This window comes from Floridaenema aerugineum BLCC-F46 (assembly GCF_041929345.1).
Lineage (GTDB): Bacteria > Cyanobacteriota > Cyanobacteriia > Cyanobacteriales > Aerosakkonemataceae > Floridanema > Floridanema aerugineum.
The window spans coordinates 23516-44127 of sequence record NZ_JBHFNQ010000234.1 but is presented as its reverse complement, the minus strand read 5'-3'; the positions used below and the strand labels follow the sequence as shown (position 1 = coordinate 44127).

Annotated in this window: 20 protein-coding genes; 5 read left to right on the top strand and 15 right to left on the bottom strand. The window is 39.6% G+C overall.

The genetic code is table 11. The features are described 5' to 3' along the window. Nucleotides 1-214: 214 nt before the first annotated feature. Together crtO and ACE1CC_RS32810 are read left to right on the top strand one after the other, a co-directional pair. Nucleotides 215-1909: a beta-carotene ketolase CrtO gene (crtO, locus tag ACE1CC_RS32815; protein ID WP_413274638.1), complete on the top strand. Its 1695-nt coding sequence runs from the start codon at nucleotides 215-217 to the stop codon at nucleotides 1907-1909. 82 nt (nucleotides 1910-1991) lie between these two features. Next, nucleotides 1992-3095: a saccharopine dehydrogenase family protein gene (locus ACE1CC_RS32810; RefSeq protein WP_413274637.1), complete on the top strand. Its 1104-nt coding sequence runs from the start codon at nucleotides 1992-1994 to the stop codon at nucleotides 3093-3095. Nucleotides 3096-3241: 146 nt separating this feature from the next. Here ACE1CC_RS32810 and ACE1CC_RS32805 read toward each other — a convergent pair whose 3' ends face one another. The 4 genes from ACE1CC_RS32805 to ACE1CC_RS32790 all read right to left on the bottom strand — a co-directional run bounded on the left by ACE1CC_RS32805 (nucleotide 3242) and on the right by ACE1CC_RS32790 (nucleotide 8540). Then, complete coding sequence (locus tag ACE1CC_RS32805; RefSeq protein WP_413274636.1) at nucleotides 3242-3991, bottom strand: cupin domain-containing protein; 750 nt, start codon at nucleotides 3989-3991, stop codon at nucleotides 3242-3244. A gap of 151 nt (nucleotides 3992-4142) precedes the next feature. Further along, complete coding sequence (locus tag ACE1CC_RS32800; RefSeq protein WP_413274635.1) at nucleotides 4143-5597, bottom strand: class I SAM-dependent methyltransferase; 1455 nt, start codon at nucleotides 5595-5597, stop codon at nucleotides 4143-4145. A gap of 150 nt (nucleotides 5598-5747) precedes the next feature. Beyond that, nucleotides 5748-6713 (bottom strand): glycosyltransferase, encoded by a 966-nt coding sequence (locus ACE1CC_RS32795; protein WP_413274634.1) that lies wholly within the window; start codon nucleotides 6711-6713, stop codon nucleotides 5748-5750. A 501-nt stretch (nucleotides 6714-7214) separates the two neighbouring features. Further along, entirely contained in the window at nucleotides 7215-8540 is a 1326-nt protein-coding gene (locus ACE1CC_RS32790; protein WP_413274633.1) for an ABC transporter substrate-binding protein, read from the bottom strand. A gap of 176 nt (nucleotides 8541-8716) precedes the next feature. Between ACE1CC_RS32790 and ACE1CC_RS32785 the strand changes: the two genes are divergently transcribed. Next, on the top strand, nucleotides 8717-9790 hold the full coding sequence (locus ACE1CC_RS32785) for a glycosyltransferase family 4 protein (RefSeq protein ID WP_413274632.1): 1074 nt from the start codon (nucleotides 8717-8719) through the stop codon (nucleotides 9788-9790). Between the two features lie 123 nt (nucleotides 9791-9913). Here ACE1CC_RS32785 and ACE1CC_RS32780 read toward each other — a convergent pair whose 3' ends face one another. The 3 genes from ACE1CC_RS32780 to psbP all read right to left on the bottom strand — a co-directional run bounded on the left by ACE1CC_RS32780 (nucleotide 9914) and on the right by psbP (nucleotide 12217). After that, nucleotides 9914-10723 (bottom strand): cobyrinic acid a,c-diamide synthase, encoded by an 810-nt coding sequence (locus tag ACE1CC_RS32780; protein ID WP_413274631.1) that lies wholly within the window; start codon nucleotides 10721-10723, stop codon nucleotides 9914-9916. A 205-nt stretch (nucleotides 10724-10928) separates the two neighbouring features. Beyond that, nucleotides 10929-11534, bottom strand: a complete 606-nt coding sequence (locus tag ACE1CC_RS32775; RefSeq protein ID WP_413274630.1) for a Maf family protein — start codon at nucleotides 11532-11534, stop codon at nucleotides 10929-10931. Between the two features lie 143 nt (nucleotides 11535-11677). Next, entirely contained in the window at nucleotides 11678-12217 is a 540-nt protein-coding gene (gene psbP / locus ACE1CC_RS32770; RefSeq protein WP_413274629.1) for a photosystem II reaction center PsbP, read from the bottom strand. A gap of 100 nt (nucleotides 12218-12317) precedes the next feature. Here psbP and ACE1CC_RS32765 point away from each other — a divergent pair, with 100 nt between their 5' ends. Further along, nucleotides 12318-12938, top strand: coding sequence for a hypothetical protein (locus ACE1CC_RS32765; protein ID WP_413274628.1), 621 nt, complete (start codon nucleotides 12318-12320; stop codon nucleotides 12936-12938). A gap of 54 nt (nucleotides 12939-12992) precedes the next feature. Here ACE1CC_RS32765 and ACE1CC_RS32760 read toward each other — a convergent pair whose 3' ends face one another. The 8 genes from ACE1CC_RS32760 to trmD form a co-directional block, all read right to left on the bottom strand. Further along, nucleotides 12993-13160: a hypothetical protein gene (locus ACE1CC_RS32760; RefSeq protein WP_413274627.1), complete on the bottom strand. Its 168-nt coding sequence runs from the start codon at nucleotides 13158-13160 to the stop codon at nucleotides 12993-12995. Nucleotides 13161-13333: 173 nt separating this feature from the next. Beyond that, nucleotides 13334-14116, bottom strand: a complete 783-nt coding sequence (gene larB / locus ACE1CC_RS32755) for a nickel pincer cofactor biosynthesis protein LarB (RefSeq protein WP_413274626.1) — start codon at nucleotides 14114-14116, stop codon at nucleotides 13334-13336. 43 nt (nucleotides 14117-14159) lie between these two features. Then, nucleotides 14160-15944, bottom strand: coding sequence for an ABC transporter substrate-binding protein (locus ACE1CC_RS32750; RefSeq protein WP_413274625.1), 1785 nt, complete (start codon nucleotides 15942-15944; stop codon nucleotides 14160-14162). Between the two features lie 28 nt (nucleotides 15945-15972). Continuing rightward, nucleotides 15973-16176 carry a hypothetical protein gene (locus ACE1CC_RS32745; protein WP_413274624.1) on the bottom strand — a complete coding sequence of 68 codons (204 nt, stop codon included), beginning with the start codon at nucleotides 16174-16176 and terminating at the stop codon, nucleotides 15973-15975. Next, nucleotides 16169-16684, bottom strand: coding sequence for a type I restriction enzyme HsdR N-terminal domain-containing protein (locus tag ACE1CC_RS32740; RefSeq protein WP_413274623.1), 516 nt, complete (start codon nucleotides 16682-16684; stop codon nucleotides 16169-16171). Before ACE1CC_RS32740 ends, ACE1CC_RS32745 begins: the two co-directional genes overlap by 8 nt. Before the next feature lie 39 nt (nucleotides 16685-16723). Beyond that, entirely contained in the window at nucleotides 16724-17206 is a 483-nt protein-coding gene (gene ispF, locus ACE1CC_RS32735) for a 2-C-methyl-D-erythritol 2,4-cyclodiphosphate synthase (protein WP_413274622.1), read from the bottom strand. Then, the gene (locus tag ACE1CC_RS32730; RefSeq protein WP_413274621.1) at nucleotides 17203-18225 is read right to left on the bottom strand and encodes a DUF1517 domain-containing protein; all 1023 of its coding nucleotides are present in this window, start codon (nucleotides 18223-18225) and stop codon (nucleotides 17203-17205) included. Before ACE1CC_RS32730 ends, ispF begins: the two co-directional genes overlap by 4 nt. A 148-nt stretch (nucleotides 18226-18373) precedes the next feature. After that, nucleotides 18374-19081 (bottom strand): tRNA (guanosine(37)-N1)-methyltransferase TrmD, encoded by a 708-nt coding sequence (trmD, locus tag ACE1CC_RS32725; RefSeq protein ID WP_413274620.1) that lies wholly within the window; start codon nucleotides 19079-19081, stop codon nucleotides 18374-18376. Nucleotides 19082-19524: 443 nt separating this feature from the next. Here trmD and ACE1CC_RS32720 point away from each other — a divergent pair, with 443 nt between their 5' ends. Continuing rightward, a complete protein-coding gene (locus ACE1CC_RS32720; protein ID WP_413274619.1) occupies nucleotides 19525-20406 on the top strand; it encodes a cyanophycinase in 882 nt (293 codons plus the stop codon). Nucleotides 20407-20612 lie beyond the last annotated feature (206 nt).

Here is a 20612-nt window from a genome sequence, read left to right as displayed (position 1 = left end):
AACCACGGGCCTTATGTCCGCTTAAAACTAAAACATTGGGTGGTGGGGGCCGCCTCCCCTCGCTAACAGGCGCCGCCCCCGCCAACAACGTACCTTAAATTTTTTGTTTGGTTGCGCGATCGCCATACTAAAAACTTCTGTAATTTGACAGATTTTTTACATTTATTTATTTTCTTATAATTGAGGAAATAGACTACTGCCCGGAGTTGGATAGATGGAAACTTACGATGTGGTAATTATTGGCGCAGGTCACAATGGGTTGGTTTGTGCTGCCTATCTCTTAAAAGCAGGATACAGTGTTTTATTATTAGAAAAACGCTCTGTTCCTGGAGGTGCAGCAACTACAGAAGAAGTCATCCCAGACAAAGCGCCTGGTTTCAAATTTAACCTTTGTGCGATCGATCATGAATTTATTCATTTAGGGCCTGTAGTTCAAGAATTAGAACTGGAAAAATACGGTTTAGAATATCTATTTTGCGACCCAGTTGTATTCTGTCCTCATCCAGATGGGAAATACTTTTTAGCGCACCGTTCTTTAGAAAAAACTTGTGCGGAAATTGCCCGTTACAATGAACGAGATGCTAAAAAATATGCCGAATTTACTAACTTTTGGCAAAGAGCGATCGGGGCAATGATTCCCATGTTTAATGCCCCACCAAAATCAGTAGTTGATATTCTTGGTAACTACGATCTAAAAAAAATCAAAGATTTAATTTCCGTCATTGGTTCTACTAACAAAACCCTTGACTTTTTGCGTACCATGCTAACTAGTGCTGAAGATATCTTGAACGAATGGTTTGATGAGGAATTTATTAAAGCACCTTTAGCAAGATTATCATCAGAATTAGGTGCGCCTCCTTCCCAAAAAAATCTCGGTATTGGGGCAATTATGATGGCAATGCGTCATAATCCAGGTATGGCTAGACCTAAAGGTGGGACTGGTGCTTTAGTTAAAGCTTTGGTGAATTTAGTTACTAGTTTGGGTGGCAAAATTCTCACCGATCAAAAAGTAGAAAGAATCTTGGTTGATAATGGTCAAGCTGTTGGGGTGCGGGTAGCTGGTGGCACAGAATATCGAGCAAACCGGGGGGTAATTTCTAACATTGATGCAAGGCGGGTGTTCTTGCAATTAATGGATGAAAGTGATGTAGATGCTGCCGATCCAGATTTGCGGGAACGCTTAGAACGTCGCATTGTCAATAACAATGAAACTATCCTAAAAATTGACTTGGCAATGGATGAACCTTTGCGCTTTGTGCATCATAATCACAGAGATGAATATTTAATTGGTTCAGTGTTAATTGCTGATACAGTGAGACAGGTAGAGATTGCTCACAGTGACCCTTCTGTTGGTAAAATTCCTTTAGAAAACCCATCGATGTATGTGGTACAACCAACAATGTTAGATCCTTCGATGGCACCGGATGGAAAACATACTGTTTGGATTGAATTCTTTGCGCCTTATAATGTTTTTGGGGCGGAAGGAACTGGTTTAAATGGTACAGGTTGGACGGATGAATTGAAGAATAAAGTTGCCGATCGCGTCATCGATAAACTAGCAGAATACGCCCCCAATGTAAAGACTGCAACTTTCGCCCGTCGCGTCGAAAGTCCCGCAGAATTAGGCGAACGTTTGGGAGCATATAAAGGTAATTACTACCACATCGATATGACCTTGGATCAAATGGTGTTTCTCCGTCCTTTGCCAGAATTAGCTAATTACAAAACCCCAATTGAAGGACTATTTCTTAGTGGTGCGGGGACTCATCCCGGTGGTTCAATTTCGGGAATGCCAGGAAGAAATTGCGCTCGCGTTTTCCTGCATTCTCAACAACCTTTTGCCCAAACTTTAACTGATGCGGCAAACTCGATTAAATCAACGGCAAAATCGATTTTTAAGACCTTTTAACTTGGTAGGGGTTCTGAATAAAATCTAAATTTAGAACTCCTACTAATTTCTTAATTACAGTTAACGAAAGAGCATTTTTAACATGAATGACAAAATTTTAATCATTGGAGGAAGCGGCAGAATTGGTAGCAGTGTGGCAGCGGATTTAGTCAACCACACAAAGGCAGATGTTACTATTACTGGCAGAGATGTAGAAACGGGAACTAAGGTAGCAGGAAAATTAGGTAATAAAGTCAATTTTTTGGCTTTAGATTTGGCGGAGAAAGAGAAACTAAGAGAGGCAATTACTACTAGCAAAATAGTCATTCATTGTGCAGGACCATTTCATTACCGCGATGCTAACGTTTTAAAGACTTGTATTGAAGAGGGTGCTGATTATTTGGATGTTAGCGATCATCGATCGTTCACCAGTAAAGCATTAGAATATAAATCGGCGGCGGAAAAGGCGGGAATTACCGCAATTGTAAATACAGGAATATTCCCCGGTATTTCTAATAGCATGGTGCGCCAAGGTGTCGAACAATTAGACAAAGCAGAAAAGATTCATTTAAGTTATGTAGTTTCGGGATCTGGTGGCGCAGGAATTACCGTAATGCGAACCACTTTTTTAGGTTTGCAACGTCCGTTTGTGGCGTGGATTGATGGAAAATGGCAAGAGTTGAAACCTTATAGCGATCGCGAAACTGTAGAATTCCCCGCACCCTACGGAAACACAGGCGTTTACTGGTACGATATGCCAGAAACCTTTACCCTTCCTGATACTTTCCCCGTCCAAACTGTAATTACAAAATTCGGTTCTGTACCCGATTTTTACAATTATCTTACTTGGTGGGTAGCGAAAACTTGGCCTACTAGTTGGATTCAAAATCCTAATGTAATTGAGTTTTTAGCAAATGTTAGTTTTAAAATGACTAACTTTAGCGATCGCTTTAGCGGAATAGGTGTAGCCATTCGTTCCGAAGTCACCGGGCAAAAAGATGGAAAAAACACTAAATATTGTTCTACTTTAGTCCATCAAAATACCGCAATAGCCGCAGGTTATGGAACAGGTAGTATAGCCGAATTAATCTTAGATGGTAAACTGAAAAAACCCGGAGTTTGGCCTGTAGAACAAGCACTTTCCACCGATTTGTTTGAGCAAACAATGGTAAGTCGGGGAGTGAAAATTCAGGAAGAGTGGCTTTGACACTCTCACCGTCGTAGGGGTAATTCATGAATTACCCCTACGCTGTGACGGGAGATTCTTCCTTCACAGAACGATGCCTCACAAAAGCAGTGCCCTTCGTAGCAACATCCTTTTAGAATCCCCTGCGTTTCTAACTAGGGGAGATGTCAAACATCGGTTTCCCCAGGATGTCGGAAATCTTCCCCAACAATAAACCTCGTTGTATTATCGGCAGGATATGTCTTAACGTAAATAAGACAACCATCTTTTGAAGCCGGGTTATAAGGGCAATTTGGTGCATACCGTAGCCAACTGTAAGTTGGGTAATCCCCGAAGTCATCACTCCAAGTTCCTTGGATAACAAAGATTTCTTTAAGCTCAGTCTCAACGACATTAGATAACTTAGTACCAGGCTGCCACCGTTCAATCCAGACTTTTTCTGAGTATCCCTCTTGCTCGTAGATGGGTTGAACCTCAATTTCTGCCACAGTTCCAGTTTGCCAAGGCAACTCGAAAATATTCGTTCTTACTTGCTGACGAGTCTTGCCACCGTGTTGGCGTAATTTAACAAAAGTTAGACATCCTTCATCACTAAAGGGGCGGTGGATAAAGCCTTCAGGATTCAGCATATAAGTTCCTGGTGGATGCACACCTGTTTCGTCTTGGAAGTTTCCTTCAAGTACCAAAATTTCCTCTCCACCTGGATGACCATGCAACGGGAAAAACCCACCCGGCTCGAATCGAGTCAGCATTGTTACTGGATGTTCTTGAACTTCTCCATCAGATTCAAAACAACCAAACAAAATCCCATAAAAGTCTGTTGGATGCCAAATTAAGGAGGTTGGTAGAGCAGATGTGTGGTTATGTAAGTCTGCGCGAATTTTCTGAGGTTGCCACAAAAGAGGAGAATATACCATGTTTGAATTTGAATTAATATTGGCGATAAAGGTTGTTATTTTTGCCAATTTTATCACAAAGAGGCTATTAGCTGAAATTGGAAATTAAAGATAACTAATGACCAATTAAACAAGCTACTTTTAGCAAAAAATTGTAAATTAGTCAATAACCTTAATTTGGTAGAAAATTTCCTTTCTTAAACCATACCGCAGTATAGTCAATTCGATGAAGGTTAAATTGTTCTCCTCTCAAACGTTCAAAATCATGTAAAGCTTTCTTGCAACCGTCCCAATAACCGTAGTCATCCACCTGAATCAGACCATTAGGAACAACGCTGTCATAAAGTGTATTAAAGATGTCCATTGTTGATTCATACCAGTCTCCATCAGCGTGTAGTAAGGCAATATTACCGATCTCTGATTTATATTGAGGCAATGTTTCAGCAAACAAACCTTTAACAGGTACAACAATATCTTCGACGTTTAACAATGTGCAAATCGACTTTATATTTTCTGCGATTGGAGCTTTTAAAGCGCCAACTCCAAATCCTGTGAGATTTGCGGGTATTCCGTTGTATATATCAACTTCACTTGGTTCAGGCATTCCTTCAAAAGTATCACAGGCATAAAGTAAGCGTGGGCGAAGGCTGTAGTGCTTAATTACGAATGCTAAAAGTGCTGCTGCTCCCCCTTTACAACTTCCACATTCAACAAAGTTTCCGGGAATATCTTCTATACAAACTTTCTTGGCTAGAGAGTAGAGTGAAAATAAACGTGCTTCACCTAATAAGGTATAGGGTCGGATAGCCGTAACAATTTCCAGGAATTCGTTGACTAAATCAGCTGATAAATTACTTACTGAATAGTTTTGTAAATGCTCTGGTAAATTCCAATTCACTTTGGGGTCGGGTTGATGTTGAACTGGCTCAATATTCCCCCGCCAAGCAACTCCCATGATTTGCATAGTTTGATAGATCATTGTATTCCACCCTTTCTGTTTTAAGTAATCTAAACCTTCAGCAACTTCGGGAGAATTCAAATCATGAAATAAAATTAAAGCATCTGTCTCTGCCAATTGTTCGCAGATTATCGCATCATTGAGTGGACTTGGAGCATCATGAGAGCCATCAATAAAAAAGAACGACCACTTGCGTTGTAATTGTTGTGCTAATTCCTCTACTTTTTGTGGGCTATAACCGATGACTAGATTAACCAAGTCCATCACACCTGCACATTGCAGAGAATTAGTTACACTTTCATAGATATCTTCTTTGGCTAATAGAGGGTCAATGACATCTAATTCCACTCCTGCTAAAGCTATATGACAGGCAGACCAACCATACCAACAGCCAATTTCTAAAGCTCTTTTACCTCTAAATTTTTGGGCAGTATTATAAACAATATTGGCTTCATCTCGACTGAGAAATCCCACATAGGTGTTTCTTTGATCCACATACCAATTGTGAGGAATTTCCCGTCTTAGATAAGGCCAATCGGAAGCACTGGTATCTTCCGCAATCATATTAGGGAAACATTTGTCTGGCTTGATAATTTCAAAACCAGGGGAAACATAATCTCTATCTGTTAACAATTCTCTGTCAATAACTTCTACTGTTTCTTTATTCATCTTTTCTTCCTTATAGGGACAACACTACTCCAGCGGGTCATGTAAAGGCGGCTCTAAAATTTCGCTTCTAGGTCAACCTTTAAAATTAACTCTGGCGACTCATTTACGGTTGTAAAGAGAGATGACTAATGACTAATTAATAAGCTATTTTTAGCAAAAGCTTGTAAATTCGTCAATAATCTGAACATAGTTTTTAATTAGGTGACGAAAATCAAAATTTTGTTTGGCATATTCTACAATTTCATGCCGATAAAATTGGTTCTTTTCAATTAACTCCCCGATTGTATCACAAACAATTTGTTGATTTTTTGCTGTAGAATTAGTTAATATATCATCTGGCAAAACTCGAATAAAATCTTTGTCGTGTAAGTTAGCACTAGCTGATTCAGAAACAACAACACATAAACCTGCTGCCATCGCTTCCAGTACTACGAGTGGTGCAACTTCTCCATCACTAATTAACACTAAACAGCTATAATTTGTGAGATTAGCATAAACTTGTGGTAAACTCCACATTCCTAAATGTTTTGTCGTCTTTCCTTCTCTAAAATCAGGATCGTCTAAAGGCCCAACAAAATCTAACTCTATCTTTCCATCGATCGTTTCTGCCAGTAATCTCTGTTGTTTTCTTGGTTGAATCCAACCTAAACAAACGGCTTTATTATTCCCTTTTTCTTTAAAATTCAACTTTTCAGTATCAATCCCGTTAGGTTGAACTTTGATATATCCAGAATATCCTTTGTTTCTAAAAAACTCTTCTGTTAGACGAGAAGGAGTAATTATCCCAGGCACGCTCATGAAAGAGGCAAAAGCTTGTTTAAATTGTTCTTCCCATTTATCTTCTTTCAATAAGTAACCATAATGGCAGGTTAAACAATATTTTTGCTGAAGTTTTTGATTAAACCTGTCTATAAAAGTAATAGCGTGTGAATGGATGAAATCATAATTCCCCTCATTCAGGTATTTGATAGTTATGTCAGGATCTTTCTCATTAAAAAAATCAACGGTATGCCCCAGATTTTCTAAAAATCTTTTCGATTCATTCATTAAAGTATAAATAGAGTTTGATAATGGTGGTTCCGGCGCATAACCCCAACCAACAATAGCAATTTTCATCAAAAACCTCCCTTGGGAAAAACTTCAAAGTTAAACAATATTCTCTTTTGATTTTTGATATAAACCAAAAATGGTCGAGAGAGCAATCCGATTTATCTGGGGAATAAATCTAAAATTATTTCACAAACACTTTATCACAAAGCAGGGGAGTATCCCAAATACTGCTCAGTTAAGCATTTTTGCTCGTGGAGGGGCGAAGCATTTGGACAGAAAATCTAGGGTTTGAAGCGATCGATTGTCGCCCAAATGCTGATGCCTACGGCACGCTTCGCGAACGCCCCTACTCTTAACCGAGCAGTATTGAGAGTATCCCAAATTTGCAAAAAGAGGGGAAGTGGCTAAGAATATTCTTTCATCTTTCCCTTTCTGCATTTTCCTTGTCCTGGCTTGGGTTGGTAGCTTAAATCACTAAAGGTTCCCAGGAAACAGTTAAGCGGATGGTTGAATATTCGTAATTATTGTCGCCCCTGCGACTCAAGTCATGGGCTAAAAAATATAGATTTAGTAACTATCCCAAATTACTTCTATACGCTCTTGGGCTTTTTGTAAGGCTTTTTTAGGAGACTCACCTAACAATGCTGCTTCAATAGCTCGACCCAGACTGTCTGAGAGACGGCTATATCCAGCAATAATTGGTCGATTTCCCGCCCATTTCATTTGTTCTAAAAAGACTTTTAACACAGGTTTTTGGGCGAGAAATTTCTGATAAGCTTCACTTTGGGCAGATTTGATATTAACTGGCAAAAAACCAGTTCCGATACTAAATTCAGTTTGAAATTGCTCGCTTAAAACATACTCTAAAAATTTCAGCGCTGCTTGCTCTCTTTCGGGCGTTGTTTTCATGACAAATACGTTTCCGGTGCTTCCGACTGTGGCTCTTTTTTTATCAACAGGTATGGTAAATACATCATAATCAACTTTACTTTTCATGATATAAGTCCAAGGCCCTGTCAACTGCATTGCCACACGCCCATTAATAAAATTGTCTTCCTCATAACCGCGATCTGGAAGAGAAAGTAAAGCCGATCGATCTTTGATAAAATCTTGCCAAAATTCTAAGGCAGCGATCGCTCCTGTATTAGTCAAATCAGGACGATTATTTTCTACTATTTCTCCTCCGGCACTCAGCAAAAAAGGAAACCAAGTAAAAACTGTCCATTCTCCCTTACCTAATGGTAATAACATTCCATACTGTTCTGGGCGATTGTCACCATTGCGATCGATAGTTAGTTTTTTGGCAACTTGTCGCAACTCTTTCCAAGTTTTAGGAACCTCAGTAATACCCGCTGCGGCAAATAGTTTTGGTCGGTAAAAAATCGCAACGTTACCACTATAATATGGCACCGACCAAAGATGTCCATCTAGCCACAATTCCTTAATTGTACTTGGGATAATTTCTGACTTTATTGGTAATTTATCTAGCCAATCTTCTAGCGATCGAATTGCTCCCAACTCTACAAACCGACCTGTAATTTGTGGATCGGATACGAGAAGATCTGGCGGAGCATTACCGACGACTGCTGTTAAAACTTTTGGCAATTGCTGTTCTGTTCCACCAACAAATAGAGATTCAACTTGAATATCAGGATGTTTTTTATTGAATTTATCTACCAATTTTTCAAACACATCCCGATTAGCAGGAGGATTAATACCTTGCCATAGTGTCAAATGAACTATATTATTTTCTTTATTGATGGAATTTTGACAACTGGATAAAAATACTAGACACAAGCTGAGGAAAGTTCCTAAAATAAAAACTTTCTTTTTGACCGCTAGTGCTTGGATAAAAAAGATTACGTAATTCAGAAACAAGTGTTTTAAAATCATAAACCTTATTTATCATACCTCAAATTAATCATCAACTTTTTCGAGTTGAAATAAATAAATTATATGGAAAAATTCCTCCTAATGATGTATGCTTAACAAAAGTTAAATCAAGAATACAAGTAAATCTATTGTGGCTAGTCATATATTGATATCTAGTCTGGGAGAGCCATAAAATTATGCAGATATCAGCAGATAAATTATTGTTTATTTCTACTCCTGTTGGTGCGTTAGGTACAGGTATTGGAGGTGGTGTTGAACTGACACTATTTAACATTACCAAAGAGATGACGCGACGAGGATACAAGGTGGAAGTTATCGCACCACAGGGGTCTGTAATGCAGCCATTTATTGTGAAAGAAATTCCTGGGGAATTACAGATACCAGGACAAACACAAACCCGTACTAGCCCAATTACTATACCAAAAAATTCTGTTTTGGCAAATATGTGGGAATATGCACGACAAGTGCAAGCTGATTATGATTTAATTGTTAATTTTGCTTATGATTGGCTTCCTCTTTATTTGACACCATTTTTTCATACTCCGATCGCTCATCTGATCAGTATGGGTTCTTTGACAGATGCAATGGATCAGATAATAGAACAGGTAGCAACTAAATTTCCAGGTACTATTGGCTTTCATACTCAAACACAAGCAGCGACTTTTGAGTTGAAACAGCAATGCACTTGTTTGCTAAATGGTATGGATTTATCTATTTATCAGTTTTGTAATCAACCAAGTCAAACCTTAGCTTGGGTAGGTAGAATAGCACCGGAAAAAGGACTAGAAGATGCTGTAGCGGCAGCAAAAATCACAGGTATTCCTTTGAAAATTTTTGGGATGAAACAGGATGAAAGTTACTGGCAGAAGATTTTTCAATACTACCCAGATACGCCAATAGAATACATGGGCTTTTTACCTACGATCGAGTTACAACAAGAATTAGGTAAATGTCTAGCTTTGTTAGTAACTCCCCGTTGGGTAGAAGCTTTTGGTAATGTTGCCATTGAAGCGTTAGCCTGTGGAGTGCCTTTAATTGCTTATCGGCGGGGTGGTTTAACAGAAATTGTCCAGGAGGGTAAAACTGGCTTTTTGGTAGAACCGGATAGTGTGCCAGGTTTGGTGGATGCTATTGGTCGGTTAAATGAAATCGATCGCTATGCTTGTAGGGAACAAGCAGAAGCAACATATTCTTTAGAGGCGATGGGCGATCGCGTGGAAAAATGGTTTAAAGGTATTCTCAATAGATGATGCCAGATCTTAATAGCCGGGGTTTAATGTTGGGATTTACTGGGTTAAAAAATGGGAATAATTCTTTCTAGGGACAAGCTATGCGATCGCCCCTACCTTAAAAGCAAACTTGGCACTCTGCCCCTACTCACTGCCAAATCCTTGGGTAAAAATGCCTTCCTTTTCCGATTGAAAAATGTATTCATAATCAAACATCAAAGAATGAGGATGGCGAATTATAGAAAATCCAAAATCGCTAACAACTTCAGTAGAAAAAGTAAACATGACAAACTCAATTAGGCGCTTGTCTGGGATCTTCGGTAATTGCACAAAGTAATCATGTTTTTCAAAGAAAACTTTTTCATGCTTGGGGACAATTACGCCATTCAATCTATGTGATTTTTGGATAGGTTTGATGATATGTTTAATAAAAGTTGCCGGAGATTTTTGCAAAGCTGTTAATCGTTCATGTTGCGCCCAACTCATTTGGAAAATCATTTTCAACAACTCAAATCCTAAGATGTAATTGAAAACGCTGTTTCGTTCTTTAGTACTTAGAACTAAACGTAAAGCTGATTCCAAATATAAATCAGGCTGGCGGCGTAAATCTTGAGAGGAATGAATAAAAGATTGCCGAACATATCTTTTAAGAAGTGCCTGATTAATTTCCGTTTTAATGTAAAAACTCCGCAAGTAACTTTCTAATAGCTGTTGTGCGTCTCGATCTTGTAACATTCGAGCAACTAAACCATCAGCGGTGTAATCATCTAAAAAGTCAGCTTGTACTTCTGGCGAAGCAGCACATAATAAATGACACAAAGACAAAACATAACGGCGTTGTTCCCAAGGTAGACTTTCAGCCCATTCTCTGGCAGGTGGGGGTAATTTTTCCAGCATACTTTTAGCAGTATTGGATTCAGCAAGGTGAGTTGTTGGCGAATTGAGTTCAGTCATAACCTGAAACCAGGGATAGAAAAGAAGAACTTGAGCAAGAATTTTACTAAGGTGAAAAAATGTTTAATTGAGCGCATCTCAAAAATTTACAAAAGCAAAACAGCTGCAAATTTCACCTTAGTTCTGTTCCATCTAACACTAGTATTCCCACATATCTTCCAATAAACCCACTCTTTTGTTTAACTATTTTTAACAATTAAGTAGGCTAAAAACCCCAAAAGTCGGTGACATCGTATCCGAGTTGATCTAACATCTGACGCAGTAGAGGTAAGCTGAGTCCGATCACGTTACTGTGACAACCGGAGATTTTTTCGATGAAAAGACCTCCTTTTCCTTCTAATGCAAAGCATCCCGCGCATTTGAGGGGTTCGCCAGTGGCGACATAAGCAGCAATTTGCCGATCGCTAACAGAAGCAAAGTAAACTTCTGTCACCTGACAACGGACTAAGGTTTTGCCCTGTTGTAAATCGATTAAAGCATGACCTGTTAACAACTCGCCAACTTTAGATCGCATTTTTTGCCAACGTGCGATCGCTTCATCTGCATCAGCTGGTTTTCCGTAAATCTCCCCATTAATTGCCAAAACTGAATCACAACCTAACACTAACCCCTGTGTTTGTTGCGCTGCCACAGTTTCCCCCTTTCGCAACGCCAAAGTTTTTACCAATTCTTGAGGATTGCTAATATTCACCAGCGACTCATCAAAATCACTAGGTAAAACAATTGGATTAATTCCCACATTTTGTAACAGGCGACGACGCGCCGGAGAAGCCGAAGCTAAAATAAATGTTGGCATTTTGTTATTAGTCATTGGTCATTTGTTATTTGTTATTTGTCATTTGTTATAGCAATATTTTTGCATCCGTTTCTATCTGTCTCCTACTTGTTGCTAGTCATTTGCCAAAAGTCAGGAATTACTTCCCAATGACAAATGACCAATGACAAATGACTAATTTAATAAACTTGGAATGAATCAACAACTTGCTGGAACTGATCTTTTACATTTTTCCATCGCTTTTCTGTAGTTGAAGCATTAAAAGTGTAAAGTTTCCCGTTACTAACAACTACACTAGCGAGATTATGTCGTTCTTGAGTAGGCAATTTCACTGCATATTCCAAAAGGTAATAAGTTTTTCCGCCACCTTCTCTTGCTTCTGCATTAACTAATTCTGCTTCTCTTCCCGATCCCGGAGGTGCGATCGCACTTTTGGATAATTTGTATCCTACCTCACCCGGACTTCCCAATTCTTGAAGAGTTTTACCTGATGCAACTGGACTAATTACCACGCTCACATTTTCTGTTTCTTCAATTAAATCATGAAACACCACATCAGGGCCATTTGCTACTTGCACCGGAATCCAACCATTAGGATATAAGAACTGGTATCCGTCGCTGGTATCAGTATAGCTTTTCAACCCGCCTGTAGGCGAAACGCAACCACTCAAGGTGACAGTCAGTACAATTAATAGTAGCGCTACAATTCGTTTGAGCATTTGTCAGATTCCCTCGATCGATGTTGTAATTTTCTAGGCGGTTATATTTTCCCATTTATGGGACACTTTTTCGGAACTAAGAATTTTCGGAGAACAGGTAATGCTGACTACTAGCGAAATTAGATGGTTCGATCGGGGTAAAGTACCACCAGCAATTGAAAATTGGTTTACTGTGGATGTACTTAGGGAAAATCGTCAAACAATAGAAGAACGAGAGGATTTGTATTTACTAATACCTGGATGTGAATTTTTGGGGGTGAAAGTCCGGCAAAATCGTTTAGAAACTAAGTTGCGAGTCACAGAATTTGGAATTTTGCAGTTAAGAAATGATCTAATAGGTGTAGCCGAAAAATGGATAAAAACCACTTGTGAAGATGCGAAATTAGAGAGTTTAATTACTCCAGAGATAGTTGCTAAAGGACAATGGGTGAAGGTGGAAAAAGTGCGATCGCAAATTCGCTATCTAGTCGCTGATGATTATAGTTTAACTCCAGCCTCCACAGCAGAAACTTCTCAAGAAGGTTGTAACGTAGAACTTACCCAACTAATTGTTAATCACCATCCTTGGTGGAGTTTAGGTTTTGAAGCTTCGGGAACAGATGACAAGTTAATTTCTAATTTAGAGACTGTCGCTAAAAAACTGTTTCAAACCTTCCCCGAACTAGAATTAAATTTAGTAAATTCCTATGCTTATCCCAAATGGTTATCCGTGTTTGTTTAATTGTGCAAACTAGATCCCCGACTTCTTCAATAAGTCGGGGATCTGCTTTGTACTTCACTTTTGCCAAAACCAATTTTTTTTAAGTTTTCTAATCTGTTGATTAGATATATCTTTGCCATCTGAACGGTAAATAAAACCTGTAATTCCTTGAGAGAAACGCGATCGATCTTGGCAAAAGAAAATCTCGATCGCCTTTCCCTGCTGTTTAACAACTATAAACAACTAACAATCAATACAATTAAACCAACCCGCAAAACCAGAAAATTATTAGCGGAATTTCGCATATAATCGGAACACTAAATTTTTTGAACCACTCCAGGCACAGAGGACACACAGAGCAGAAATAGAGAAATTTTCCCAGTCCCCAGTCCCAGTCCCCAATCCCCAGTCCCCAGTTACTCAGCCATTAAACTAATCTTACGCGCCGTCCTCAGAATTTGTCCTGCCAAAATTGCTGCGCCAAAACCATTATCAATGTTGACTACGCCTACTCCCGCAGCACAAGAATTCAACATTGTCAAGAGCGGGGCAAGACCGCCAAAACTCGCGCCATAACCAACGCTGGTGGGAACCGCAATCACCGGACAATCTGCCAAACCTGCCACCACGCTAGGCAAAGCGCCTTCCATCCCTGCAACGACAATTAACACATTAGATTGGGCGATGACGTGGCGGTTATTCAGCAAACGGTGAATTCCTGCAACTCCCACATCCCAGAGACGCTTTACCTGAAAACCGGAAAGTTCGGCGGTAACTGCTGCTTCTTCCGCCACTGGCAAGTCAGCTGTTCCGGCAGAAAGAATGCCAATTGTCCCGGAATATTGGGGTTCTAAAGCAGCGGGAACGGTGGCACAAATTCGGGCATTTGGGTAATAGTAAAGCTGAGGAACTTTTTCTTGTACTTCGGCGTAAACTTCGGGAGTAATTCTAGTTGCCATTACTACCGGATTTTCTTGTCGCATTGCCTGAAAAATTTGGGCAATTTGATCGGGTGTTTTACCGGGTCCCCAAATCACTTCAGGAAATCCTGTTCGCAGTTGTCGATGATGATCGATTCTGGCAAAATCGCCCACTGATTCAAAAGCAAAATGCTTGAGTTTTTCCATTGCCACATCTGGGCTAACTCTACCATTTGCAACTGCTTCTAGTAAAGATTGTAATGCTTCGGGTTGAGTCATTCGATTTTAAATTTTGGATTTTGGATTTTCGATTTTAGCCGATCTAATTTTCGGCTAAGGGTAGTTCGTAAAGGTTCCAGAATGCGCCGCCTAGTGCTGAGTATTTTATGCCTTTAATCCGATTTCGCACAGCTGCCAATGATAAAGGATTAACCAAGTAAATTACTGGGACTTCTTCCTGCACAATATTCTGGAATTGAGCATAAATTTCTTTACGCTTAGTTTCGTCTAATTCTTGTGCTCCGGCAATCATTAGGCGATCGATCTCTTTTTCCCAATCAGAAACTACCCAACCAGTTATCGGCGGTTGACCTGGCATTGGCCCTTGGTTAAAACTATGTAAGCCACCTGTGCTATTCCAAACATTAGCACCATCGTTTGGTTCCACTCCTCCAGTTAATCCTAGTAAATAACTTTCCCAATCTCTAGTATTAGAAAGTTTATCTACCAAGGTGCCAAAATTAATTGGCGTAAAATCAACTTGAATCCCTATTTTACTCAAATCTTGCTTGATTTGTGCGCCCATTGCTTCCCGAATTTTGTTACCACTATTCGTCATCAATGTGAAGCGGACACGATTACCATCCCCATCTAATAATTGCCCGTCAGCGTTATATTTGAATCCCGCTTTTAACAGCAATTCCTTAGCTTTTTCGGGATTGTAATCATAAACTTTTAGCCCTTTTTCTGGAGGTAGGTAATAGGGACTTTGTACGGAAATAGGAGAATTTTGTGGTTTACCTAATCCGCGAAAAGTGTTGTTAATCATGGTTTGGCGATCGATCGCATAAGCCACCGCTTGCCGAAACTCCTTACTATTAAACCATCGCGACTTAACCGGATTTACAATTGGCTCTCCCTTGGCATTTTTCGCCTTATTTAAGTTAAAGGAAATAAAATTTGTTCCCGAAGCAGGCCCACCATTATAAATTGTAAAGTTACCCCGTTTCTCTTCTCGCTTTACTAGAGAAAAGATGTCTGGTGATATAGCGATCGAATCCAAACTTCCTGAACGGAATTGCATTAAAGAAACATCGGTCGATTCTACAATTTGCCAAACCATTCTTTCAATATATGGCTGTTGCTTACCTTGGCTATCTTTCCGCCAAAAATAAGGATTTCGCTTAAAGATAATCCGCTGACTTGTGTCGTATCTTTCTAAAGTGTATGGCCCATTAACTACTATTTCGCTAGGCGGTGTAGCAACTCCCCAAGTTGTCAGAAATACAGGTTTACCATCTCGGTTTTTCTCATTAACATATTTCCTTAAAATATGTGCTGGTAATATCGGCACTCCAGTCACTCTTAAAAATGGGGCAAAAGGTTCAGGAACAGTAAATTCTATTCTCCGATCGTCTAATTTTTTAACTGTTGGTAAAGCGCGATTTTGACCAATTCTCAATACATCTCTAGTATCAGTGGGAATTGCTTCATTCAAGTAAACTTCATTGTAAGTAAAAATTACATCATCTACCGTTAAAGGTTTGCCATCTGACCATTTCAAATTCGGTTTAATAGTAAAAACTATCTTTTTCTTATCTTCCGAAATTGCCCAAGATTGAGCTAAAGCTGGTTCAATTTTACCTGTTAATCCATTTTCCGTAACCAACCCTTCAAACATCACGCTAGTAGGACTAGGTGCTTCCTGAACGAAAGGCGGATTAAAAGTTTTCGGATCGCTAAGTACGCTAGTAACAACTTGCGGAACTTGGGCACTTGCACTTTTTATTCTTAAGGCGTTACAACTGGTAAGGGCGATCGCGCCCATGAACAACAACACCAACAAAAATCCCAAAACTCTTATTCTTTTAATAGCCGAGTATCTCATCTTTTATCTTCTCTAAAAATTAGCTAATCTACTGAGTCTGTAGCCAACCCAGAAAATTTTGGGTTCTGCTAAAATAATTTATACCTGCATCACGCAGAACTTGTTGAACTGCTGGCGTGCCAAAATCTCTAGTGTTTCCACTTAGAAAAACTTTGCTCTCATCTGGATGTAAAGTTGCATGATTTAATATGAATTTGATAATCAAATTATCTATAAGATCATCTTTAACCATCAAAGTCTCCGGTTGTGAAAGACTTATTTGCGATATCACTTTCCAACACTACCTCAGATTTTGTTGTTCCATCCGCTAACAGTTGTAATAAACCAATTTCTTCTACTCTATCTGATGCAGGTGGCTTTTCTGATTTCCAATGATAAGCTAAATCTCGTAACCACGCTTCCAACAATGTTTCAAAATATGGATCAAAAATTCGTTTATTAGCAAATTCAGGATCGTAGTGGCTAAGTACATCCGCAGTTTTGAGAGTCAACAAAGGTTCTGAGACATTAACACTTTCTCCTGAAAAAATTTCAATCTCTGACAAATCAGCTAACATCACAAAAGGGATAACTGGATTCAAAGATTGCCAGTAAGACTTTAGTTGGGAGAAAGCTTGCTGTTTTGCTTGATGATTTTTAAATCCTAAAGCTTTTACCTCAGCAATTAAAATTGCTTGTTCTTCACTATTGTAGGCGATAATATCTATCTGTCTTTGAGGAATATAATTTGCTGTTTCCATTACTTCAATCCTTTTAACAAATCTCAGGTTTCAAGTGATTTAATCAGCTGCTACCAGCAAAGCTACAGAATAGGCACAAATTCCTTCTTCCCTTCCTTCAGGGCCTAATTTTTCGTTAGTAGTGGCTTTAATGCCAACTTGGTCAGGTTTTAATTCTAAAACAGTTGCTATGCGATCGCGCATTGCCGAAATATGCGGTTTCAATTTCGGGCGTTCCGCCACTATTACCGAGTCAATATTACTTACTCGCCAACCTTTTTCCCGGACAAGTCGATCGACCTGACTTAACAACATTAAACTATCAGCCCCCGCCCATTTCGGATCGCTGGGCGGAAAATAATGACCGATATCCCCCAAACTCAACGCCCCCAGCATTGCATCCATTATGGCGTGAGTCAGGACATCAGCATCGCTATGTCCCAATAACCCCAATTCATGAGAAATCTGGACACCTCCCAAAATCAAAGGTCGTCCAGATACTAATCGATGTATATCGTAACCGTTACCTATGCGAATGTTCATGCTATCTGCATCATATTTGCGTACTCACTTAACATTTCATCATAAGTTAGGCTTTCTGTCTCAGATTGCGGAGTCCAAAGTAACTCAAAAATGGAAAGATATTCTGGTGGAGTCGCCGCAATTTTTTCTAATGCTTGCTTCAAATCTTGGATTGAGTAAACATCGCCAAACAAAGGGCGATCGTTTTCTGTGCCAATTAATAAAGTAACAACAATGTATGTCCCAGGTTCTTGATCTGGTTTAACATCTTGTTTAAGTTGGCGAACTTTCCCCTTAACATTAGACAAGGTTTCTGCACTAAATTTCGTGCGTTCTTCTATGGAAATTTGATTGAAGAGTTTTTCCGCTTCTGACCGACTCTTCACCGTTTTAGAACTAGCAGAAACGTGCGTCCAATTTTCTGGAGTTCGCAACAATGCTAACACAGATTCCTGCATTAATTCGGTTAATCCTTCAGGAGTACTCGTATCAATTTGCAAGCTTAAATCTGTTAATTGTTTTTGGACAGCATGGGCTTGTGCTAATAACCCTATTTGCACTTTAGTCACAGTAACAATATTATTATCTAACTCTTTGTTGCCAGTCGAATAAGTTACTATTTCCTCACCAGAACTGTTATTGCCGCTAGCTGACTTTTTCAGGCTGGAAGCAAGCACAAACACAAAAAATCCCAGCATTAAAACTAACACAATCATCGGCAACGGTGAAAAATAGTAACCGTAGCCCCCGCCATAATAACCACCGGGCGCAACATATACATTCGTCGGACTTGTATAAGTAGGACTATTGCGATAACCTCCTGAATCATTATCAGAAAATCCTCGACTCGGAGCACTGCGGGAAGGCGAAGACCTATTGAAAGAACCCCCACCACTGCGCCCCCCGCCACGTTTAGCTAATGCTTCCTGACCCACATTTAAGCTTACCTGTTTGTGTGTTGGCGTAAACTCAATGTTGACTGCATTAACTAGCAAAACGGAAAGGGCAGCTGTACACCAAAATTGCAACTTAGATTTCATTTTCATATTTCAAATAAAGAAGCTTTACTCCGATCTTAGTTCTCGATCTAGGTTGCCCCTGCCCGCACAGACAATTTGCTTTCTTAATATTTCTTTATATATTTTCTGTCTTGGGATAGATGCAACTCAAAATTTTCTATTTTCTGGTTTAATCAGCGGCTTCCCCGCCCGATCGTTCCAACCAAATATTATATAAATCAGGACGACGATCGCGAGTTCTCTCAATTTGCTGTTGCAATCTCCAACGGGCAATCTGAGCGTGATTTCCTGATAGTAATACATCTGGAACACGCCAACCGCGAAATTCCGGCGGGCGGGTGTATTGCGGGTAATCTAACAAAATAGCTTCAAAACTTTCGGTTTTCAAAGATTCTTCTTTCCCCACCGTTCCAGGTAGTAACCGTACTACACCATTAATTAACGTTAATGCGGGAATTTCTCCACAAGTTAAGATAAAATCTCCCAAAGATACCTCACGAGTCACTAAATTTAACACTCGTTCATCAACCCCTTCGTAATGACCACAAATAATTACAAGTTGGTCATAATTTGTCGCCAATTCTTTTAATAATGGTTGATTGAGAGTTTCCCCTTGGGGAGTCATTAAAATCACATCTCTTTTTGGTAAAATTGGCAAAGATTCCACAGCCGCAAAGATCGGTTCTGGCTTCATTAACATTCCCACGCCACCACCGTAAGGTTCGTCATCTACTCGACGATGCTTATCTGTGGCATAATCTCTGGGATTTACCAGATTTACAGCAGCAATCTGTTTCGCTAAAGCTTTACCCAACAACCCCGAACTCAGAGGGGAGGTGAAAAAATCGGGAAACAGGGTAACAACATCTATCCGCACAATTTTACAATTTTAAAGGAACAACTGTATAGTTTAGCTATAAAAGTTACCAAAAGCTTACAATAATAGTGTTAAAAATTAGGACTCATTACCAATTCGTTTAAATTGCAGGCTGGCAAATTTTTGATCTCGATACTATCAGATTGTCAGATCTCCCTAATTTGTAAATATTGGCTAATTTCTCACAACCAAGGACAAAAAAATTCATAAATGTTTAATAATAGGTTTTATAAACTACTATTATGTGTTAAAGATTACGATCTAGAGCGTTAACCATACTAGTACTGAATTCTGAGTAGGGAGTTACTTACTTTAGGATTGTTAGCTTTCTCTTCATAATCGCAGGAGATGAGAAGGTGGAACTCAGGACTAAAAATGAGGAGAATAAACATTTGTCAAGTATGGCTTAAAACTCAGGCTAACCGGAGAAGAGGAAACATAGAATGCTGCAATTAGAAGTTCAAGTACAGGAACAGAGAAAGCCCCAACCCATGAAAACAGCAGTGATGGTGATTGGTGGTGCTGAAGATAAAGTACATGGTAGAGAGATTCTCCACGCTTTCTTTAATCGTTCTGGGGGAAGTGATGCTCAAATAGCAATCATACCATCAGCTTCCCGTGAACCTGCGATTATTGGCGAAAGATACCGATCGATATTTCAGGATATGGGGGCGAAGCGGATCGAGTTGTTGGATATTCGCGATCGCGTCCAGTGCGAAGAACCCGCTTACCATGAATTCTTAGAAGTTTGTACAGGCGTATTTATGACAGGCGGCGATCAGCTGAGATTATGCGGGCTGCTGGCTGATACGCCCTTTATGGAAAAATTACGCTTGGGTGTTTGGCAAGGTAGACTGACTTTAGCCGGAACTAGCGCAGGTGCAGCGGTAATGGGACACCACATGATCGCAGGTGGTGGAAGTGGCGAATGTCCCAACCGTTCTTTAGTAGATATGGCGACGGGTTTAGGTTTCTTACCAGAAGTAATTGTCGATCAACATTTCCACAATCGGAATCGCATGGCAAGATTAATGAGTGCTGTTTCCGCCCATCCCGATCGCTTGGGGATCGGTATTGATGAAGATACCTGCGCTTTATTTGAAGGAGACGGCATCATTCAGGTATTAGGAAAAGGTACAGTCACCATTGTCGATCCCGCAGAAATGTCTTATACCAATCAACCTTATGTCGGTGCTACCGATCCAATCAGTATTTATAATTTGAGGGTTCACATTCTCAGTTACGGCGATCGCTATGATATGCGTCAACGCAAAATAATTCCTTCTTTAGGTGAAGGTTGTGTAACCGATCAAACAGGAACATAAAATTAATATACTGTTGTTCCTTTTGTCTGTGGCTGAAAATGCTGAATTTGAGTGCTGGCTATTCTCGTTAACTAGTAGTATTTTTAACATGGTTGCTTAAGCGAAATCCTTGAGGCTACAAGGAAAACCATAAATACTTCCAAAAAAATGTTGCTAGTGAACAGTTTAGTGTAGCCTCTCAATTTGAAACTAGATAATTGTGTTTA

Bases quoted from the DNA above. Each gene is read 5' to 3' on its own strand.
- ACE1CC_RS32810 (WP_413274637.1), top strand. From the start codon at position 1,992: ATGAATGACAAAATTTTAATCATTGGAGGAAGCGGCAGAATTGGTAGC.
- larB (WP_413274626.1), bottom strand. From the start codon at position 14,116: ATGACTCAACCCGAAGCATTACAATCTTTACTAGAAGCAGTTGCAAAT.
- ACE1CC_RS32790 (WP_413274633.1), bottom strand. From the start codon at position 8,540: ATGATTTTAAAACACTTGTTTCTGAATTACGTAATCTTTTTTATCCAA.
- ACE1CC_RS32745 (WP_413274624.1), bottom strand. From the start codon at position 16,176: ATGGTTAAAGATGATCTTATAGATAATTTGATTATCAAATTCATATTA.
- ACE1CC_RS32740 (WP_413274623.1), bottom strand. From the start codon at position 16,684: ATGGAAACAGCAAATTATATTCCTCAAAGACAGATAGATATTATCGCC.
- psbP (WP_413274629.1), bottom strand. From the start codon at position 12,217: ATGCTCAAACGAATTGTAGCGCTACTATTAATTGTACTGACTGTCACC.
- ispF (WP_413274622.1), bottom strand. From the start codon at position 17,206: ATGAACATTCGCATAGGTAACGGTTACGATATACATCGATTAGTATCT.
- ACE1CC_RS32730 (WP_413274621.1), bottom strand. From the start codon at position 18,225: ATGAAATCTAAGTTGCAATTTTGGTGTACAGCTGCCCTTTCCGTTTTG.
- ACE1CC_RS32720 (WP_413274619.1), top strand. From the start codon at position 19,525: ATGCTGCAATTAGAAGTTCAAGTACAGGAACAGAGAAAGCCCCAACCC.
- ACE1CC_RS32750 (WP_413274625.1), bottom strand. From the start codon at position 15,944: ATGAGATACTCGGCTATTAAAAGAATAAGAGTTTTGGGATTTTTGTTG.
- ACE1CC_RS32805 (WP_413274636.1), bottom strand. From the start codon at position 3,991: ATGGTATATTCTCCTCTTTTGTGGCAACCTCAGAAAATTCGCGCAGAC.
- ACE1CC_RS32795 (WP_413274634.1), bottom strand. From the start codon at position 6,713: ATGAAAATTGCTATTGTTGGTTGGGGTTATGCGCCGGAACCACCATTA.
- ACE1CC_RS32775 (WP_413274630.1), bottom strand. From the start codon at position 11,534: ATGACTAATAACAAAATGCCAACATTTATTTTAGCTTCGGCTTCTCCG.
- ACE1CC_RS32785 (WP_413274632.1), top strand. From the start codon at position 8,717: ATGCAGATATCAGCAGATAAATTATTGTTTATTTCTACTCCTGTTGGT.
- ACE1CC_RS32780 (WP_413274631.1), bottom strand. From the start codon at position 10,723: ATGACTGAACTCAATTCGCCAACAACTCACCTTGCTGAATCCAATACT.
- crtO (WP_413274638.1), top strand. From the start codon at position 215: ATGGAAACTTACGATGTGGTAATTATTGGCGCAGGTCACAATGGGTTG.
- ACE1CC_RS32800 (WP_413274635.1), bottom strand. From the start codon at position 5,597: ATGAATAAAGAAACAGTAGAAGTTATTGACAGAGAATTGTTAACAGAT.
- ACE1CC_RS32765 (WP_413274628.1), top strand. From the start codon at position 12,318: ATGCTGACTACTAGCGAAATTAGATGGTTCGATCGGGGTAAAGTACCA.